Origin of the sequence: Ottowia cancrivicina (assembly GCF_029813755.1) — a bacterium.
GTDB lineage: Bacteria > Pseudomonadota > Gammaproteobacteria > Burkholderiales > Burkholderiaceae_C > Ottowia > Ottowia massiliensis.
Map to the genome: position 1 here is coordinate 75429 of NZ_JARVII010000007.1, position 18438 is coordinate 93866.

The 18438-nt window shown below is 62.1% G+C and carries 21 protein-coding genes; 9 read left to right on the forward strand and 12 right to left on the reverse strand.

Features of this window, described 5'->3' with window-relative positions; translation table 11 throughout:
- Nucleotides 1-351 precede the first annotated feature (351 nt).
- Nucleotides 352-861, forward strand: coding sequence for a low molecular weight protein-tyrosine-phosphatase (locus tag QB898_RS05015; RefSeq protein ID WP_487345374.1), 510 nt, complete (start codon nucleotides 352-354; stop codon nucleotides 859-861).
- Between the two features lie 322 nt (nucleotides 862-1183).
- Here the strand turns inward: QB898_RS05015 and QB898_RS05020 are convergent, their stop codons facing one another.
- From QB898_RS05020 to gyrA, 5 genes are all read right to left on the reverse strand, one after another.
- Nucleotides 1184-2038 (reverse strand): 3-hydroxybutyryl-CoA dehydrogenase, encoded by an 855-nt coding sequence (locus QB898_RS05020; RefSeq protein WP_279524051.1) that lies wholly within the window; start codon nucleotides 2036-2038, stop codon nucleotides 1184-1186.
- 213 nt (nucleotides 2039-2251) lie between these two features.
- Nucleotides 2252-3127, reverse strand: coding sequence for a prephenate dehydrogenase (locus QB898_RS05025; RefSeq protein ID WP_050714979.1), 876 nt, complete (start codon nucleotides 3125-3127; stop codon nucleotides 2252-2254).
- On the reverse strand, nucleotides 3120-4268 hold the full coding sequence (gene pheA / locus QB898_RS05030; protein ID WP_279524052.1) for a prephenate dehydratase: 1149 nt from the start codon (nucleotides 4266-4268) through the stop codon (nucleotides 3120-3122). The genes QB898_RS05025 and pheA overlap by 8 nt, the downstream gene beginning before the upstream one ends.
- 3 nt (nucleotides 4269-4271) lie before the next feature.
- Nucleotides 4272-4961 carry a hypothetical protein gene (locus QB898_RS05035; RefSeq protein WP_279524053.1) on the reverse strand — a complete coding sequence of 230 codons (690 nt, stop codon included), beginning with the start codon at nucleotides 4959-4961 and terminating at the stop codon, nucleotides 4272-4274.
- A gap of 13 nt (nucleotides 4962-4974) precedes the next feature.
- On the reverse strand, nucleotides 4975-7674 hold the full coding sequence (gene gyrA / locus QB898_RS05040; RefSeq protein WP_279524054.1) for a DNA gyrase subunit A: 2700 nt from the start codon (nucleotides 7672-7674) through the stop codon (nucleotides 4975-4977).
- 268 nt (nucleotides 7675-7942) lie between these two features.
- Between gyrA and ompA the strand changes: the two genes are divergently transcribed.
- Nucleotides 7943-8587 carry an outer membrane protein OmpA gene (ompA, locus tag QB898_RS05045; protein ID WP_050714983.1) on the forward strand — a complete coding sequence of 215 codons (645 nt, stop codon included), beginning with the start codon at nucleotides 7943-7945 and terminating at the stop codon, nucleotides 8585-8587.
- A gap of 432 nt (nucleotides 8588-9019) precedes the next feature.
- On the opposite strand, the gene htpX is transcribed toward ompA, so the two are convergent.
- The gene (gene htpX / locus QB898_RS05050) at nucleotides 9020-9904 is read right to left on the reverse strand and encodes a protease HtpX (RefSeq protein ID WP_279524055.1); all 885 of its coding nucleotides are present in this window, start codon (nucleotides 9902-9904) and stop codon (nucleotides 9020-9022) included.
- A gap of 102 nt (nucleotides 9905-10006) precedes the next feature.
- On the opposite strand from htpX, the gene argE reads away from it, so the two are divergent.
- A complete protein-coding gene (gene argE, locus QB898_RS05055) occupies nucleotides 10007-11182 on the forward strand; it encodes an acetylornithine deacetylase (protein ID WP_279524056.1) in 1176 nt (391 codons plus the stop codon).
- Between the two features lie 54 nt (nucleotides 11183-11236).
- Here the strand turns inward: argE and alr are convergent, their stop codons facing one another.
- Complete coding sequence (gene alr / locus QB898_RS05060) at nucleotides 11237-12316, reverse strand: alanine racemase (RefSeq protein WP_279524057.1); 1080 nt, start codon at nucleotides 12314-12316, stop codon at nucleotides 11237-11239.
- A gap of 300 nt (nucleotides 12317-12616) precedes the next feature.
- Here alr and holA point away from each other — a divergent pair, with 300 nt between their 5' ends.
- Nucleotides 12617-13708: a DNA polymerase III subunit delta gene (holA, locus tag QB898_RS05065; protein WP_279524058.1), complete on the forward strand. Its 1092-nt coding sequence runs from the start codon at nucleotides 12617-12619 to the stop codon at nucleotides 13706-13708.
- A 109-nt stretch (nucleotides 13709-13817) separates the two neighbouring features.
- Here the strand turns inward: holA and QB898_RS05070 are convergent, their stop codons facing one another.
- Together QB898_RS05070 and QB898_RS05075 are read right to left on the reverse strand one after the other, a co-directional pair.
- The gene (locus tag QB898_RS05070) at nucleotides 13818-14147 is read right to left on the reverse strand and encodes a hypothetical protein (protein ID WP_279524059.1); all 330 of its coding nucleotides are present in this window, start codon (nucleotides 14145-14147) and stop codon (nucleotides 13818-13820) included.
- Between the two features lie 156 nt (nucleotides 14148-14303).
- Nucleotides 14304-14510, reverse strand: coding sequence for a hypothetical protein (locus QB898_RS05075; RefSeq protein WP_279524060.1), 207 nt, complete (start codon nucleotides 14508-14510; stop codon nucleotides 14304-14306).
- A gap of 5 nt (nucleotides 14511-14515) precedes the next feature.
- On the opposite strand from QB898_RS05075, the gene QB898_RS05080 reads away from it, so the two are divergent.
- The 4 genes from QB898_RS05080 to QB898_RS05095 are packed head-to-tail and all read left to right on the forward strand — an operon-like array spanning nucleotide 14516 to nucleotide 16503.
- Entirely contained in the window at nucleotides 14516-14926 is a 411-nt protein-coding gene (locus QB898_RS05080; protein WP_346429800.1) for an ABC transporter permease, read from the forward strand.
- The gene (locus QB898_RS05085) at nucleotides 14923-15444 is read left to right on the forward strand and encodes an ATP-binding cassette domain-containing protein (protein ID WP_279524062.1); all 522 of its coding nucleotides are present in this window, start codon (nucleotides 14923-14925) and stop codon (nucleotides 15442-15444) included. Before QB898_RS05080 ends, QB898_RS05085 begins: the two co-directional genes overlap by 4 nt.
- Nucleotides 15374-16210, forward strand: a complete 837-nt coding sequence (locus QB898_RS05090) for an ABC transporter substrate-binding protein (protein ID WP_279524063.1) — start codon at nucleotides 15374-15376, stop codon at nucleotides 16208-16210. Before QB898_RS05085 ends, QB898_RS05090 begins: the two co-directional genes overlap by 71 nt.
- Nucleotides 16207-16503, forward strand: coding sequence for a hypothetical protein (locus QB898_RS05095; RefSeq protein ID WP_279524064.1), 297 nt, complete (start codon nucleotides 16207-16209; stop codon nucleotides 16501-16503). The genes QB898_RS05090 and QB898_RS05095 overlap by 4 nt, the downstream gene beginning before the upstream one ends.
- 27 nt (nucleotides 16504-16530) lie before the next feature.
- Here QB898_RS05095 and QB898_RS05100 read toward each other — a convergent pair whose 3' ends face one another.
- Together QB898_RS05100 and QB898_RS05105 are read right to left on the reverse strand one after the other, a co-directional pair.
- Nucleotides 16531-16932 carry a pyrimidine dimer DNA glycosylase/endonuclease V gene (locus tag QB898_RS05100; protein ID WP_082202984.1) on the reverse strand — a complete coding sequence of 134 codons (402 nt, stop codon included), beginning with the start codon at nucleotides 16930-16932 and terminating at the stop codon, nucleotides 16531-16533.
- Between the two features lie 133 nt (nucleotides 16933-17065).
- Nucleotides 17066-17368: a sulfurtransferase TusA family protein gene (locus tag QB898_RS05105; RefSeq protein ID WP_279524065.1), complete on the reverse strand. Its 303-nt coding sequence runs from the start codon at nucleotides 17366-17368 to the stop codon at nucleotides 17066-17068.
- On the opposite strand from QB898_RS05105, the gene QB898_RS05110 reads away from it, so the two are divergent.
- Nucleotides 17334-17630 carry a hypothetical protein gene (locus tag QB898_RS05110; RefSeq protein WP_279524066.1) on the forward strand — a complete coding sequence of 99 codons (297 nt, stop codon included), beginning with the start codon at nucleotides 17334-17336 and terminating at the stop codon, nucleotides 17628-17630. The genes QB898_RS05105 and QB898_RS05110 overlap by 35 nt on opposite strands.
- 54 nt (nucleotides 17631-17684) lie before the next feature.
- Here the strand turns inward: QB898_RS05110 and QB898_RS05115 are convergent, their stop codons facing one another.
- Entirely contained in the window at nucleotides 17685-18398 is a 714-nt protein-coding gene (locus tag QB898_RS05115; RefSeq protein WP_279524067.1) for a DUF4124 domain-containing protein, read from the reverse strand.
- Nucleotides 18399-18438: the final 40 nt, after the last annotated feature.

Here is an 18438-nt window from a genome sequence, read left to right on the forward strand (position 1 = left end):
ACTTGGTTGCAATCAAGGCTTTCTTCTTTCAAAGCACAGGATTTCAAGCCGCCTCTGCGGGAACCCGTTCGCGGCCCGGGCACGAGCGAAGCAAGCGCCAGCTGGCGTTGGCGGCGCTGAAAGCACTGCACCAATTCAGCTCTTTTATTCATAGCATGAGGTCTTAGTAGAGATTGCGCGAATCAGTGTTTTGCCCCCTTTAATTCGCTCCTCTTTTTGAAACCATCTGGCGGGCGGGGCCAGCCCGATGGCAGCGCTTGCCTGCGCGAGCGCAGCAGAATGCGGCGCCCGCTCAAACGGAGCCTGCCGCTTTCGCTACGTGGGCCGCCCGCAGAACTTTCCCCAAGCGCCATGCAAGACGATCTTTTCCCCAACGCCTCGCCTGCTTCCCGCCCCTGCCGCGTGCTCATGGTCTGCACTGGCAACATCTGCCGCAGCCCTACGGCGCATGGCGTGCTGCGGAAAATGGCCGATGAGGCTGGGCTGGGCGCGCGCGTTCAGGTCGATTCGGCTGGCACGCATGGCTACCACACGGGTGAGCCGCCGGATGCGCGCTCGCAACGCCATGCCCTCTGGCGCGGCTATGACCTCAGCCAGCAGCGCGCCCGCCAGCTGACGGCGCAGGATTTTGAAAACTTCGATCTCATTTTGGTGATGGATGCCGCCAATGAGCGCGCCGCCCGCGCCCTGTGCCCGCCCGCGCTGCGCCACAAGCTGCGGCGCTTGACGGACTTTTGCACGCGCCACAGATCGGCGCAGGAGGTGCCCGACCCCTACTACGGCGGCGCCGCCGGCTTTGAGAAGGTGCTTGATCTGGCTGAAGACGCCTGCGCGGGCGTGCTTCGCAGCATTTGCCCCTGACTGAATTCACGGCCCGCCCGCGCCGCCTGCCTGCGGGGCGGCTGATGAAGGCGGCCAGCCCGGCGGCCCCTCACCTGTCAGGATGCACAAAAGAGGAGCAAATTTGAGGGCAGAAAATACCGCCTTGCGCAATATCCACTAGGACATCCTGCTATGGATAAATGAGCAAATTTCCACCATGCGGCAACTGCCCCCGCCCTTGCTCATGCCGGGCGGCCTTGGCTCTCTGGCAGAAGATTCAGTCTGGCCGCCAGAGGCCGCCGCTTGCGCCTGCCGGCAGGGCGCGGCGGCGGCGGGAAAAGGCAAGCGGGCGCGGCCTGCCTTACTTGGCGTAGCTGTAAACGCCCTGCCCCGTTTTGCGGCCCAGGCGGCCAGCGGCCACGTATTCGCGCAGCAGGGGGCTGGGGCGGTATTTGCCGTCGCCAAACTGCTGATGGAGAACTTCCATGATGGCCAGACACACATCCAGCCCGATCATGTCGGCCAGGGCCAGGGGGCCAATGGGGTGGTTGCAGCCCAGCTTCATGCCCGCATCGATGTCTTCCGCCGAAGCGACGCCCTCGGAGAGGACAAAGAAGGCTTCGTTGATCATGGGCAGCAGGATGCGATTGACGACGAAGCCGGACGAGTTGCGGACGGTGATGGGTGTTTTGCCCAGCGCCGTGGCCAGCTCGGTGACGGCGGCGTGAGTGGCGTCGCTGGTTTGCAGGCCGCGAATGATTTCGACCAGCGCCATCATGGGCACCGGGTTGAAAAAGTGCATGCCGACAAAGCGGTCGGGGCGGCTGGTGGCGGCGGCCAGCTGGGTGATGGAAATGGAAGAGGTGTTGGTGGCCAGCAAGGTTTCGGGCGCGAGCAGGGCATCCAGCTGGGCCAGGATTTTGTTTTTGATTTCGTGGTTTTCCGTGGCGGCTTCGATCACGAGCTGGGCGGGCTTGAGCGCGGCGTAGTCGGTGCTGGTCTGGATGCAGGCCAGGGCGGCGTCTTTCTGGGCGGCGGTGATTTTTTCCTTGGTCAGCAGGCGGTCCAGGCTTTTGCTGATGCCAGCCAGCCCTTTGTCCACGGCAGCCTGCGAGATGTCGATGAGGATGACGCGGATGCCCTTGACAGCGCATGCCTGGGCGATGCCGCTGCCCATGGTGCCTGCGCCAACGACGCCAACTGTTTGAATGCTCATTTTGATTTCTCCGTTTTTTGATGAAAAAGAAAGCAGGCCTGATGGTCTGTTTCAGGAAACCTTGTTCAGCCTCGCGCGCGAATGTTTCAAGGCGAACCTCAGACGCTGTGAATGCATGGCGCAGCCTTGCTCTTTCGCTGACGGGCAGGCGGTGAACAAAAGCTTGCAAGGCATGGTAGCGAAGGGCGGCGGCCGCCGCCTTGATCCGGTCGGCTATTTCGCCAAACTGTTCATGCGCCAGCTGGCGCGCATGTGGCTGGCCTGGTTGATCAGGCGCTCCAGATCGTCCGCCTGGCTGTTGGTGACGGCATGCTCCAGCTTGGCCAAGGCATGCTGGAAGTGGTGGAGCTGGGCGATGAGTTCTTCGCGGTTGGCGATGAGCACGTCGCGCCAGACTTGCGGATCGCTGGCGGCAATGCGGCTGAAATCACGAAAGCCCGGGCCGGCCAGCGACAGGAAGACGGCGGCCTGCTCCTGCTGGCTGGCAATGCCGTTCATCATGGCAAAGGCCAGCATGTGCGGCAGGTGGCTGACGGCGGCAAAGGCGGCATCGTGCGCTTCAGCCGACATCTGCGACACGCTGCAACCCAGCGCCTGCCACATTTCAGTGGCTTTTTCGAGCTTGGCCGTCTGCGTGCGCTCCATGGGCGTGATGATGATTTGCTTGCCCGTAAAGAGCATGGGATCGGCGTTTTCCACGCCGGAGACTTCGCGCCCGGCAATGGGGTGGCAGGGCACGAAGGAGCCGACGTCGTGCTTGAGCACGCGGCGCACGGCATCAATCACGTCGCGCTTGGTGGACCCCATGTCCATCAGCAGCATGGACGGATTGACGAGATGGCGGATGGCCTTGAGCGTGGACTCGGTCGCCGAAACAGGCACGGCCAGCATGACCAGATCGGCGCCCGACACAGCCAGCAGGGCGGAAGGCGCTTCCACGTCGATCACGCCCATTTCACGCGCTTTTTCGGTGGTGGACGGCGATTTGCTGTAGCCCACGATGCGCTTGACCAGCCCCGCCCTTTTCATCGCCAAGGCAAAGGAGCCGCCCATCAGGCCGCAGCCGATTAATCCCAGTTGTTCAAACATCTTGCCCCAGGGGATAGGCCCCCAGCACTTTGTAAAAGGACGACAGGGCCTGAAGCTCGGCCAGCGCGGCGGCCAGGTGCGGTTGCTCAATGTGGCCCGCGATGTCGATATAAAAATAGTATTCCCACTGGCCGGATTTGGCGGGGCGGGATTCGAAGCGCGTCATGGACACGCCATGCTTTTTCAGCGGCGTGAGCAAGTCATGAACCGACCCTGGACGGTTGGGCACGCTGACGACGATGCTGGTGCAGTCGCGCCCCGTAGGCCGGGGCATGCCCATGGTCTGCGGCAGGCAGATGATGGCAAAGCGCGTGCGGTTGCTGGCCTGGTCTTGCACGGCATGGGCCACGATGTGCAGGCCGAACTGTGCGGCGGCGCGCTCGCTGGCCAATGCAGCCCAGGCCGGTTTTTCCGCCGCCAGGCGCGCGCCTTCGGCATTGCTGGAGACGGCGCGGCGCTCGGCCAGCGGCAGGTGCTGCGCAAGCCAGTCCTGGCATTGCATGAGTGCCTGAGGGTGTGCCAGAACGACTTCGATGCCGTCCAAGTCGTTGCGTTGGCGCAGCAGGTTGTGGCGCACGGCCAGGCTGACTTCGCCCACCACATGCACTGGCGAGCGCAAAAACAGATCGAACGAACGGGCCACCACGCCTTCGGTGGAATTTTCCATGCCGACCACGCCGAACTGCGCCGTGCCAGCCGCCGTGGCATGGAAGACTTCATCAAAGCTGTTGCAGTACACCAGATTGACGGCGCTGCCAAAGTATTCAATGGCCGCCTGCTCGCAAAACGTGCCCTGCGGGCCTAGCACGGCCACGCGCGGCGGCACTTCCAGCGCAAGGCAGGCGGACATGATCTCGCGCCAGATGCTGGCGACATGGTCGTTGAGTAGCGGCCCCGTGTTGCTGGCCTGAACTTTGTGAATGACTTGGGCCACCCGGTCGGGCCGGAAAAAGGGGGTGCCTTCCTGGCGCTTGAGCTCTCCCACCTGTTCGGCCACCCGCGCGCGCTGATTGAGCAGCGCAAGCAATTGGGCATCCAACTCGTCAATTTGCGCGCGCAACACACCCAAGGCATCAGACTGAACAGGCTGCGCCAAGGAGGCGGAGTGCGCGGGTGGCGGCAAGGAAGAGCTTGCGCTCATGGCTTATTGCTTCTGTTCGACGCGCTCGACTTTGGTCTTGATGCCGCCGGATGCGCCATCAGACGCAGAGGCGGGCGCTGCTTTTGTCTCGGCCTTGGTTTCAGCCTTGGTTTCCGGCTTGGCTGCCGCAGCAGGCTTGGCGCCTGTGGCCGCTTTCACAATCTTGGCTGCGGCTTCATCAAATTTCTTGAGATGCCCTTCCACGGTGGATTCAGTGGCCTTGATGATTTGCGCGGCCCAAGCGTTGGCAGCCTGACCGCCCGCCTCCTGGAATTTGGCGCTGGCGGGCGACTCCAGATAGGCGACGATGGTTTTCAGCTCGTCGGCTGACAATTTCTCCATATAGACAGGCACAAGAGCGGATTCAGCCGTTTTGGCGGCTTGCGCCTCTACGGTTTTACCCGTGGCGTCCAGCAGCTTTTTCAGTTCGACATCCAGTTTCTCGCGCACATCCTTTTGCTTGTCGGCAGGCACGTTCTGATCAATGTTCTGTGACCAGGTGGCGATGACGGGCTGCGCAACGGCATTCACCAGCTGGTGGGCAAGCTGGACGGAGTCGTTTTTTTGCTGGATTTGGGCCAGTTTCACGGCTAGGGCCTTTTTGGCGTCGTCCGCTTTTGCGTCCTGGGCATGCGCCGCGAAAGGCAGGGCGCAAACGGCCAGAGTGAGGGCGGCCAGGGTTTTGTTGAGCATGGGTTTCACTGATTTACTCCGTGGTGGGGGATGGTTGAGGGGTATCGCCGCTTCCGGCGTTGTCTGCGTTGCCGTCTTCGCCGTCGGCTGGCGCGTCATTGGCATCGTTTTCCACGATGCGTTGCAGGCCGCTCAGGCGGGCGCCGTCGTCAAGCGCGATAAGGGTTACGCCTTGCGTGGCGCGGCCCATCTCGCGGATTTCAGCCACGCGGGTGCGCACGAGCACGCCCTTGTCGGTGATGAGCATGATTTCATCATCGGCATTGACCAGCGTGGCGGCCACAACTTTGCCGTTGCGCTCGCTTTGCTGGATGGCGATCATGCCTTTGGTGCCGCGCCCGTGCCGCGTGTATTCGCTGATATGAGTGCGTTTGCCGTAGCCGTTTTCGGTAGCGGTGAGCACGCTGTTGCGCGCGCCGGGGGCAGACTCGGCTTCGCTGGCCTCGGCTTCCGCCACGAGCATGGCAATCACGCGCTGGCCTTCTTCCAGGTTCATGCCGCGCACGCCACGGGCCTGGCGGCCCATGTGGCGCACGTCGTTTTCATCAAAGCGCACGGCCTTGCCGCCGTCAGAAAACAGCATGACGTCGTGCTTGCCGTCCGTCAGGGCTGCGCCAATGAGGTAGTCGCCCTCATCCAGCCCCACGGCGATGATGCCGGCCTTGCGCGGGTTGCTGAATTCATTCAGCGCGGTTTTCTTCACGGTGCCGCCCGCCGTGGCCATGAACACATAGCGGTCGGCCGGGAAGGCGCGCATTTCGCCCGTGAGCGGCAGCACCACCGTGATTTTTTCGCCTTCTTCCAGCGGGAACATGTTGACGATGGGCCGCCCGCGCGAACCGCGCGAGCCGGATGGCGCTTCCCATACCTTGAGCCAATAAAGCCGCCCGCGATTGGAAAAGCACAGGATGTAGTCGTGCGTGTTGGCAATGAAGATCTGGTCAATCCAGTCATCTTCCTTGGTGGTCGTGGCCTGCTTGCCCCGGCCGCCGCGCTTTTGAGCGCGGTATTCATTCAGCGGCTGGCTCTTGATGTAACCCGTGTGGCTGAGCGTGACCACCATGTCGGTGGGGGTGATGAGGTCTTCCGTGGCCAGGTCCTGCGCATTGGGTTCGATGGTGGAGCGGCGCACGCCTTCCGCCGTCTGGCCGAATTCGGCTTTCAGCGCCGCCAGCTCGTCACCAATGATGGCCGTGACGCGCGCCGGGCGGGCCAGGATGTCCAGCAAGTCTTCAATCTGCGCCATGACCTCCTTGTATTCGGCCACGATCTTGTCTTGCTCAAGGCCCGTGAGACGTTGCAGGCGCATTTGCAGAATTTCCTGCGCTTGCGTGTCCGAAAGGCGATACAGACCATCTTGTTGCAGACCGAATTCGCGTGGAAGAGCTTCCGGGCGGTAGTCATCAGCGCGCACTTCCGTGCCGTCCTCGCGCGTGCGGGTCAGCATTTCACGGACCAGATGACTGTCCCAAGTGCGCGCCATCAGCTCGGTCTTGGCCACAGGCGGCGTGGGCGATTCACGGATGATGCGGATGAATTCGTCAATATTGGCCAGCGCCACAGCCAAACCTTCCAGCACATGGCCGCGATCACGCGCCTTGCGCAAGTCAAAAATGGTGCGGCGCGTCACCACTTCGCGGCGGTGCTGCAAGAAGACTTCCAGCAGGTCTTTCAGGTTGCACAGGCGCGGCTGACCATCTACCAGCGCCACCATGTTGATGCCGAAAGTGTCCTGCAGCTGCGTTTGCTTGTAGAGGTTGTTGAGCACCACCTCCGGCACTTCGCCGCGCTTGAGTTCAATGACCAGACGCATGCCGGACTTGTCCGACTCGTCTTGAATGTGGCTGATGCCTTCGAGCTTCTTCTCGTGCACCAGCTCGGCCATGCGCTCCTGCAAGGTCTTTTTGTTAACCTGATAAGGCAGCTCGTCCACCACGATGGCCTGGCGCTGGCCCTTGTCAATATCCTCAAAATGACACTTGGCCCGCATGACCACGCGGCCGCGCCCCGTGCGGTAGCCTTCCCGCACGCCCTGAATGCCATAGATGATGCCCGCCGTCGGGAAATCGGGCGCGGGCACGATTTCCATTAGGTCTTCGACCGTGGATTCCGGGTTGTGCAGCAGGTGCAGGCAGGCATCCACCACTTCATTGAGGTTGTGCGGCGGAATGTTGGTGGCCATGCCCACAGCAATGCCGCCGGAACCGTTGACAAGCAGATTGGGCAGCCGCGTGGGCAGCACCGTTGGCTCCATTTCCTTGCCGTCATAGTTGGGCGCCATATCGACAGTCTGCTTGTCGATTTCGCCCAGGATTTCGCCAGAAATGCGCTCCAGCCGGCATTCCGTGTACCGGTAGGCAGCTGCCGGATCACCATCCACCGAACCGAAGTTGCCCTGCCCGTCAATCAGCGGATAGCGCATGGAAAAATCCTGCGCCATGCGCACCAGCGCCTCATAAGTGGCCAAGTCGCCGTGCGGGTGGAAACGTCCCAGCACATCACCCACCACGCGCGCGCATTTCACATAAGGCCGGTTCCAGACGTTGTTGGCTTCGTGCATGGAATACAGCACACGCCGGTGCACGGGCTTGAGACCGTCGCGCGCATCCGGCAAGGCGCGGCCTACGATCACGCTCATGGCGTAATCCAGATAGCTGCGCCGCATTTCCTCTTCCAGGCTAATCGGCAGGGTTTCCTTGGCAAATTCAGTCATATATATGGAGGCAGCAACAAGCCTTCGCCGGGACGGGAAAAGGGGTCAATTTTAGAGGCACTTAGAGGCACGGCCATCATGAACGCCCGTTGCCTGCAAGCAACAAATTCTGCCGTTTCAGGAACATATCAGCTTTGTTCAACGGGGGAAACACCCATTTTTTGCAAGGCATATGGCACAATGAAAAAAGCGTTTTGGTGGTGGTCACTCGAAGCGTTTGATTCTGTCGCAGCCGTTTGCTGCGGATTTTTTCCCCAAGAGGAGAACCATGAAGAAACTGAACAAATTTGCACTTGCACTGGCTGCTTTGACCGTGGCTGGCTCCGCCTTTGCCGCTGCTGGCGACATTGATAACTGGCGTAATGCCAACAATGAACTGGTCTGGAAAAACGGCACGAACGAACTGTGCTGGCGTGATGCCTACTGGACGCCTGCGACAGCCGCAGCCACCTGCGATGGCGCTCTGGCTCCCGCCGCTCCTGCAGCTGAACCGGCTTCTCCGGCTGAACCAGTTCCCACGCCCGAACCCACTCCGGCGCCTGTGGCTGTCGAGAAAATCACTTATTCCGCCGAAGCTCTGTTTGACTTTGACAAATCTGTCCTGAAACCTGAAGGCCGCCGCATTCTGGACGAGCTGGTTGAAAAGGTGCAAGGCATCAACCTTGAAGTAATGGTTGCCATCGGTCACACCGACTCCATCGGCACCGAAGCCTATAACCAACGCCTGTCTGAGCGCCGCGCCAATGCCGTGAAGGCTTATCTGGTGTCCAAGGGCATCGAGAGCGATCGCGTTGCTACTGAAGGCAAGGGTGAGTTGCAGCCTGTGGCCAGCAACAAGACCAAAGCGGGCCGTGCGCAGAACCGCCGCGTGGAAATCGAAGTGGTGGGCACCCGCAACGCTCCCCAGCAGTAATTGCTAATCGCAGCGTAAGTTACGCCAAAAGCCCCGGATTTATTCCGGGGCTTTTTTATTGCCCAAATTAAAATATTAATCGCCGTCTTGATCCATCGGTAATAGCTGCCATCAACCGTCTAAACGTTCTATACCTTCCATAAAACATAAACAATATTTACAAGACCGATCGATTCACGGCCGCATCGTTTACAATAAAGCGCCTTCATCAATCTTGCCTATTCGCTTAATTTGGACAGGAGCAGAAGGCGAGGTTTTCTGTCAGGCGGCAATGACCAGATAACAAGCCATTGTGTTTTGTGAAACATTGAATATTCAGATCCATTTAGACATCTGCCATGTCTCTCTGACCGGTTGGTGATTCCAGATTCGCTACAGGCATAAAAAAACCGGACAGGCATGAAAGCCTGTCCGGCACTGGTCGCGGCCGTTTCAGCGCTGCATCTGCTGCCGCGCTTGCAAGGCGGCAATGCGCTCCTCAATAGGCGGGTGCGAAGAAAACAGCTTTCCAATCTGACCCGTGATCCCCATGGCCTGCATGTTTTCTGGCAAAGCGCCAGCGTGCATGCCGCCCAGGCGCTGCAAGGCGCGAGTCATGGATTGCGACTGGCCCATGAGTTCGGCGGAACCGGCATCGGCGCGGAATTCACGCTGCCGGGAAAACCAGGCAACAATAATGCCTGCCAGAAAGCCGAAAAGAACATCAAGCACCACTGTGCTGACGTAATAACCAATGCCGGGAGCGCTGCTGCTGTCGTCATTGCGGCGCAGCGCGCTATCGATCAGGGTTCCGATCAGGCGGCTGAGAAACACCACAAAGGTATTCATCACGCCTTGAATCAGCGTCATGGTCACCATGTCGCCATTGGCCACGTGAGCAATTTCGTGGCCAATGACGGCCTCGATTTCTTCGCGCGTCATGCCCTGCAAAAGACCTGTGGAAACGGCCACCAGCGCGCTGTTTTTGAAGGCCCCCGTGGCAAACGCGTTAGGCTCGCCTTGGTAAATGCCCACTTCTGGCATATCAATGCCTGCTTTATCAGCAAACCGGCGCACGGTTTCCACAATCCAGGCTTCGTCTGCATTTTGCGGCTGGTTGATGATTTTCACGCCCATGCTGGTTTTCGCCACTGTCTTGCTCATCAGAAGTGAAATCGTGGCTCCAGCAAATCCCACCACCAGCGAATATCCCATCAGAGTGGCGACATCGACCCCGTTGGGGCCTATGAAACGGTTCAGGCCAAATATGCTCGTGATCAGGCCGATTACTACCATGACTGCAATATTGGTAGCCAGAAAGAGGGCAATGCGTTTCATGAGTTCCATTTCAAAAAATATGCGACACCTGATGATGATGGCCAAAGAGCCGATTTCAAGCGGCGCTCACAATTCTTCATATTCCCTTTCAGAGGAGTTCTCATGGATACCCATTCCTGGCTGCGCACGCTGATTTCGCTGGACACCACCAGCCGCCTCTCCAATCTGGGGCTGATTGAAACCGTGCGCGATGCGCTACGCCGCCTCGGCATTGACCCTTGGCTCAACGCCAGCGCCACTCAGCCCAAAGCCAACCTTTTCGCCACGCTGCCCGCGCGAGATGGCAGCACCCAGGGCGGCATCATTCTGTCGGGCCATACCGACGTTGTCCCCGTTGATGGCCAGCCGTGGCGCAGCGATCCTTTCACCCTCACCGAACGCGAGGGCCGCCTGTACGGCCGGGGCAGCGCGGACATGAAAGGCTTTATCGCCGCCGTCCTCGCCTGGGCGCCCAGCTACGTGGCCAAGCCGGGCTGCAAACCCGTGCATCTGGCCCTTTCATACGATGAAGAAGTGGGCTGTTTGGGCGCGCGCGCCTTGCTGCATGAAGTGGTCCAGCGCGGCATTCGGGCCGATGGCTGCATCGTGGGCGAACCCACTTCCATGCAGCCCGTCATCGCGCACAAGGGCATCAGCCTGTATCACTGCCGCGTGCATGGCCGCGCTGCCCACTCTTCGCTCACGCCACAGGGCTGCAACGCCATTGAATACGCCGCCCGTCTCATCAGCCATATTCGCGATGTGGCTGATGCCTGCAAAGCCCACGGCCCGTTTGACGAGGGCTATGACGTCCCCTTTTCCACCCTCTCCACCAACCTTGCCAGCGGCGGCATGGCGCTCAACGTCATCCCCGCCGAATGCGAATTCAGCTACGAAATCCGCAACCTGCCCGGCTCGCCTGCCGCTGGCATTCAGGCCCGCGTCAGCCACTATGTGGAAAGCACGCTGCTGCCCCGCATGCGGGCCGAATGCCCTGATGCCCGCATCGATATCACGCCCGGCGTCAGCGTTCCTGCGCTGGATGGCTGCGCGCAAACAGACATTGCCAAGCTCGTGCTCTCCCTGGCCGCGCGCCAGCCGCGCAAGGTGGCCTACGTAACGGAAGCAGGGCTGTTCCAGCAAGCAGGCATCCCGGCCATTGTTTGCGGCCCCGGCAGCATCGAGCAGGCTCACAAGGCTGATGAGTACGTCACCCTTGAGCAACTAGAACAGTGCGACCGCTTTCTGCAACGCCTGGGCCTGGCTCTGGGACAAAGGCGGCAAGGCAGCTTTGAATAGGTCTTCAAGCCGCATCAGGCCGCAGGCAGATTCCTGTAGCCCTCCGGCAAGGCTTCAGCCCTCATCCGCCACGGCGGGCACGCGCGGAGCCAGGGCGCTCATCAGCACGTAGCCCACGGTGCCAGCGGCGTGGGCCACTTCATCAATGGACAGCCCCTGCCCCCAAAGGGTGACAGGCGAGCCAAAAGCGGCCTGCGGCACGGGGGTGAGATCAACGGCCAGCATGTCCATGCTCACGCGGCCCAGAGTGCGGGTGCGCACGCCCTCCACCAGCACGGGGGTGCCGGTGGGCGCTTCGCGCGGGTAGCCATCGGCGTAGCCGCAGGCCACCACGCCAACGCGCATGGGGCCTTGTGCCGTGAACAGGCCGCCGTAGCCCACGCGCTCCCCGGCCTGCACGTGAGTCACGCCGATCAGGCGCGAGGTCAGCGACATGGCGGGCTGCAGGCCCCAATCGCTGGCGCTATGCGCAGGGTAGTCGGGCGAGCTGCCGTAAAGGGCAATGCCCGGGCGCACCCAGTCAGAAGACGCATCGCCCGCGTGGCGCAGCAAGGCGGCGCTGTTGCACAGCGTGCGCTCGCCGGGCAGGCCCTGCGTGGCTTGCGTGAAAACAGCCTGCTGCAGCGCAATGCCGCGCGCGCCATCGGCATCGGCAAAGTGGGTGGCGTGCGAAATTTCCTCCACCTGGGGCAGCGCCGCCAGCCGGGCGTAGGCGGCGCGGTAGCGGCCAGGCGCGAAGCCCAGGCGGTTCATGCCGCTGTTGAGCTTGAGAAAAACGCGATGCGGCTGGTGCGTCTTGTGCATGGCCAGCCAGTCGATCTGCTCGTCGCAGTGCACGGCGTGCCACAAGTTCAGGCGCGAGCAGGTTTCCAGATCGCGCGGCTCAAACACGCCTTCCAGCAGCAAGATGGGGCCGCGCCAGCCCAAGGCGCGCAGGCGCTCGGCTTCATCCAGCTCCAGCAGCGCAAAGCCATCGGCGCCGCGCAATGCCTCGAACACGCGCTCAATGCCATGTCCGTAGGCGTTGGCCTTGACCACGGCCCACACCCGCGCCTCCGGCGCCGCCTGCCGCACGCGCGCCAGGTTGTGCCGCAGCGCGGCGTGATGAACGGTAGCCAAAAGAGGGCGGGGCATGGCGAAGCGGCAGGGGGGCGGAAAGCGAAGGCGGCGATTGTGTCACCGGGGTTCACGGCGGCTTGGCGCGCGCCAGCCCCGCCCCGCAGCCCTGCCAAGCGCCCAGACGGCCTGAAAGCCCGTTTTCTCATCAAAAAAAGGAGCAAATTGGCACCCATGAAAACACCCTCTTGCGCCCGTCCATGCGGACATCACGCTATTGATACAAGAGCAAATCAACACCTGTGCGGCTGGCCGCTCCAATGCTTGCCCGCGCCCAGACAAAGACAATCACCCGCTTCTTCCACCCCCTTGCCGCACATGCAACTGCCCCTCACGCAACTGCCCGCCCACCTGACCCAAGGGCTGCGCCCGCTGTATGTGCTGCACGGCGATGAACCGCTGCTGGCGCAGGAAGCGCAAGACGCCATCCGCGCCGCCGCACGCGCCGCCGGGCATGCCGAGCGCAGCGTGCACACCGTGATGGGCGCGCACTTCGACTGGAGCGCTCCGCTGGCCGCCGGGCAGTCGCTCAGCCTCTTTGCGCAAAAGCAAATCGTGGAAATCCGCATCCCGTCCGGCAAGCCCGGCAAGGAAGGCAGCGCGGCCTTGCAGCAACTGGCCGCGCAGATTGCCGGGCAGGCCGCACAAGCCACTCCCAACGCGCCAGGCCCGGGCGTGCTCACCCTCATCACCCTGCCCCGGCTGGACAAAGCCGCCAAAACCAGCCCGTGGTTCACGGCGCTGGAAGCGGCGGGCGTGTGCGTGCAGACCGACCCCATCGACCGCGCCCGCCTGCCCGCGTGGATAGCCGAACGCATGGCGCGCCAGGGCCAGCGCGTGCCCGCAGGCGAAGAAGGCCAGCAGGCCCTGCGCTTTTTCGCTGACCGCGTGGAAGGCAACCTGCTGGCCGCGCATCAGGAAATCAGCAAGCTCGCCCTGCTCTACCCGCCAGGCGAAGTCAGCCGCGCGCAAATTGAAGCCGCCGTGCTCAACGTGGCCCGCTACGACGTCTTCAAACTCTCCGAAGCCATGCTGGCCGGCCAGCGCGCCCGCACGCAAAAAATGCTCGACGGCCTGCGAGCCGAAGGCGAAGCCGAAGTGCTGGTGCACTACGCCATTGCCGAAGACATCCGCACCCTCAAGCGCGTGAAAGACGCCACCGCCGCTGGCCGCCCCCTGCCCCTGGCCCTGCGCGAAGCGCGCGTGTGGGGCCAGCGCGAGCGCCTCATCGAACGCGCCCTGCCCGGCCTGCCCGCCGCGCAACTGGCCAGCCTGCTGCAAGCCGCGCACTTCGTGGACGGCATCTGCAAGGGCCTGCCAGCCCCCGGCTGGCCAGCCGCCCCCTGGCCCGCGCTGCACCGCCTGGCCCAAGGCCTGACGGCCGCCTGCGCCGCCGCCTACAGGCGCTAAAAGCCTGCGCTCCCAGCCCGCCCAGTCCTATTCGCTCCTTTATAGATAGCAATATGTCCTAGTGTAATCTGCGCTGAATGGCATTTCTTGCCACTCAAATTTGCTCCTTTTATTGATTCAACCAGATGGACAAAGCTCGCTCAAAGGCGTCCGCGCTCGTCTTGGGCTTGCAGCGCGGCAGCGCACGGCGATGCTGCGCCATGACCTCAAATGCAGCGTGCAGCTGAATGCGAAGCCATATCATCTGGCAGTTTGTAACGACAGGCTTTTGGATAACTTGCCATGAATCACGGGGCGAAATGGCGCTGTGCGTTCCCTGTTCATGCCTTTCCTGATCCGATGCGCTTCTTGGCTTTTCGCGGCCTGGCCGTGAACAGGCTCTGGCAAATGTCCATCGCGCGCCTGCCGCGTGCTGATGAGCCGGTTCGGGAGCGGGCATGACGCGGCGTTTTTCTTCCATGCGCCGCAATCTGCGCGTGGCGCTGCCGCTGGCGGCGCTGGTTCTGCTGTGAGAGCTGGCGGCGCGCAGCGGCTGGGTTTCGGCCTATTTGCTGCCGGGGCCGCTGGCGGTGCTGGCCACGGGCGCGCGGCTGCTTCAGAGCGGGGTGCTGGCGGCGCATGCCGCAGCTTCGCTGGCGCGCATTGGGGTGGGGTTTCTGATCAGTTGCGCGGCGGGCATTGCGCTGGCGGGGGCGGTGGCGCGGTTCCGGCTGGTGGAAGACCTGACGGCCGCGCCGCTGGCGCTGCTGCGCATGATTCCGCCGCTGGCGCTGACGCCGCTGCTGGTGTTGTGGCTGGGCATAGGCAATGCCACGCAAATCAGCATCATCGTGCTGGCTTCGTTTTTTTCCGGTGTTTCTGAATGCGCTGGGCGGCTTTCGCTGCGTGACGGCGCAAGACGACGAGCTGGCGCGCAGCCTGGATTTGCCGCGCTGGGCGTATGTGGCTTGCATTGCGGCGCCGGCGGCCGTGCCTTCGCTGGTGACGGGAGTGCGCCTGGGTTTTGGCTACAGCTGGCGGGCGCTGATTGCGGCGGAGCTGATTGCGGCGGGCAGCGGGCTGGGTTATCTGATTCTTGACGCGCAGGAGTTGCAGCGCACGGACGTGGTGATGGCGGGCATTCTGGTCATCGGCCTGCTGGGCTGGGCGATGGATTGGGCCTTTCAGCGCGCGGCCGCCGCTTTGCTGGGGCGGCGCTTTCCGGAGGCGGCTGCGTGAGCGAAGCGCCTGTTGCCGCACTCGGGGCCGTGCTTGAGGGCGTGAGCCTGCGCCTGGGCGGGCGGCCGGTGCTGCGCGATGCCTCGCTGGCGCTGGAAGCTGGCGCCATCAATTGCCTGCTGGGGGCTTCGGGCTGCGGCAAGTCCACGCTGCTGCGCGTGGCGGCCGGTCTGCTGCCGCCGGATGCAGGCCAGGTGCTGGCGCGGCCGCAGGATTGCGCGATGGTGTTTCAGGCCCCGCGCCTGTTGCGCTGGCTGACGGTGGGCGAGAACCTGGGGCTGGCGCTGGCCCATCGCAGGGGCATGAAGCGGGCGCAGAAGGCGCAGCGCATCGGCCAGGCGCTGGAAGTGGTGCAGCTGGCGGGCGCGCAGGCGCTGTTTCCGCATGAGCTTTCGGGCGGCATGGCCCAGCGGGTGGGCATTGCGCGCGCCCTTCAATCTGCAATTGATGGTGATGAAGGAAAAGGGCATCTCGCAAAAGCACCTGGAACCGCTGGGCCTGCAGGCGCAGTGGCCTGAAATCACCTCCGGCGCCAAGCAGGCGCAGGCGCTGGCCAGCGGCGATCTGGACATAGGCGGCGTGATGAACACCGCCTCCGTGCTGATGGCCAATGGCGAAGGCAACCCTGTGCGCATCATCGCGGGCGTTGCGCGCCCGACGGACGTTTTCGCCATCGTGGCCGCCAAGGGCGGCCCGCGCGCGGTGGCTGATCTGAAGGGCAAGACCGTCGCCGGCCCCAAGGGCACCGTGCTGCACCAGCTGCTGGCCGCCGCGCTGGCGCGCGAGGGCATGAGCGTGCAGCAAGTCAATTTCGTGCAAATGGACCTGCCGCAGGCCTTTGCCGCCGTGCAAAGCGGCAAGGCCGACGCGGCGCTGCTGGCGGCCAATTTCGTGCTCAACGCGCAAAAAGACGGCACCCATGTGCTGGCGCGCGCCACCGGTTTGCTCACGCCCTTGCTGACCATGACCGCCAGCGAAAAATTCCTGAAAGCACACCCCGACCGCGTGCAGGCCGTGGTGGCCGCGCATGACGAAGCCTGGCAGTGGATTCAGGCCCACCGCGAAGAGGCCATTGCCCTGGGCGCGCGCCTGCAAAACGTAAGCGCGCAAGAAGCCCGCCAGCTCTACGACTGGACGCACTTCACCCAGCGCCTGAGAGAAAGCGACTTCCGCGCCCTGGAAGCCGACATGCAGTTCATGCTGGACAACGGCATGATGCGCAACCGCGTGGGCGTGCGCGCCCTCGTCGCCCCCGCCGCGCTGGATGGCGCCAGCGCCCAATGAACCCGCCCGCCCCCATCCCCGCCGGCTCGCACATCGTGCGGGTGGCCGATCAGGACGGCGTGATTGAAATCGGCCCCGCCGATTTCATCAAGTACGCATCCCACGCCAACGCCATTGCCGCCGCGCTCATGGTGCGCGTGGCTGGCCTGCGCCTGCTCTCGCCCGAAGAACCCGCGCAGCGGCGCGAGCTGTACTGGCGGCTGGGCTTTCCCGGCCCCGGGATGGTGGATTGCGTGGAAGTGGAAAGCACCTCTGCTTATACCATTCGTACTCCGCATTATTTCCACGTTTGATTAGAGGAATAAATCACAGCCAGTGATTTACGAATCATTTTCCAAGAGAATCTTCCTGTCTGTAAATCTAGCCTTTGCCGGCATTCTTTCCTCAATCCGTTGGCGATTGGTGGCTAGGGCTTGTTCAGTGGGGGTATAATCCAGCCATAATGCGGCATCGGTGCTGAGTTCTTGCGGCCAAATATATGTCACGTTGAAACCACGCGCTCTGCATTCGGCATGAAGCGCATCATAACGTTTCTTCAAGAAGGCCATTTTATTAAAGAAAAACCGCACATGGCCTTCACCCAGTTTATATTCCGCCGGTTGGCCTTTTAGGTGAAATTTCCCTTTGGCAACAGCGTTGGGAATACGGGTAAGTTCGCGGTGTTCGGCAAGCAAATGTTGATCGCACAATTCACTCGGCGGGACAAGATTAATGCGGGTCATAAATCATCACAAAATCAATAAAGAGGCGTAATACTAGAAGAAATACAGGATGCCGTCCAGCTTATTTGTGTGGCGCTAACATTACTTACATGCCAACAAGCTCAGAAGTCGTCATTTCAGCGTTGTGCTACGGCTACATAAATTTTGTTTTTTGACCGCACTTTGAGGTCTGTTTCATCACGGTGATCGTCCATTTGGCGTCATCAATTTGTTCATAATTTGTCACTTCATAGCCTTCCTCGGCAGCCCATGCAGGGATAGCTTCTGTAGCTTGAGTACAATCAAACTCAATTTCTAAGCAATCTCCTTTATTTATTTTTGCCATAGTTTCTTTCGCTTCAACTAAAGGAAAGGGGCAAACAAGCCCCAATGCAGGTAATTTAACGCTGCTCTCGCGCGCCGTGCGCGAAAACCGCTGCCTGTGCCAGCCCGTCACCTGCCACCCGTACGCGTCGTCTTCGGTGGGCGGACAGTTCGTCTTTGAAATCAGCTACCGGGGCCGCGCCGTGCAAATCTGGCCCAGCCCGCAGGTGTTCGACGACGAATTCCGCCAGCAAGTGCGCGCCTGGCAAGACGCGCCCGACAGCCCCGGCCGCCAGGCCTACCTGGCCTGGAAAGCCCGCAAGGTGGCGCAGATATTGGGTCTGCCCGAAGAAAAGCTGCTGCGCGCCGTGATGCTGCCCAGCCAGCAGGCATGAAAAAAAGGAGCGTGCAAGCCCCCTTTTGCCCGGCCCCTGCCGCACGCAGCGCCGTCAAGGCGCGTCTTCCTGGGCATGCCAGATGTTTTTCAGCCGCGCCAGCTCGTCATCAAAGCGGGCGTTGAGCAGCCTGCGCTCCTCCTGCTCGTTGGCCATCGCGCGCTCCTGCGCCTCCAGATTCTTCTGGTTGGTTTCCGCATTGCGCTTGATATAGGCCGGAATCTTCTGCGGGTCGGCAAAGCTGTCCAGACGCTTTTGCAGCTCGTCGCGCTCTTGCTGCAAGGCTTGCAGGCGCTTTTCTATCAGGCCCATGCGCAGCTGGGAAGGCTCAAGCGCGTCGCGCCGCGCCTTGGCGTGCGCTTCCAGATTGGGATAGCGGATGGCCAGGGCGATATCGCGCTGGCGCTGGTTTTCCTGCTCTTGAAGCCGCTGCTTGGCCTGCTCGGCCTTGGCCTTTTGCTCCTTGAGCTGGCTCACCGTCGGCTCCGGGCGCAGCACGCGGCGCGTCACGCCGCTGGAAGACAGCTGGCGCTGCTCGCGATCCATGCATTCGGGAATGGGCCGGTCGGAAGTGATGCGGCGGCCATAGGCATCCACACAGGTATAGATGCCGCCCGCGCTCTTGCCCGGATCGGCGGCCAGCGCCGTCCCAGCCAGGCCCGCAGCCAGCCACGCGGCGGCAATCGCGCCAGCGGCGCGGCCCAGGCGGAAGATGGAAAACGCGGGTTCAGGCATCAAGCAATCGCGCAAGGCGGCAGGTTTTGGCATCAGAAAAAGGAGCGAATTCAAGGGGTTGAAATTCCGTTTT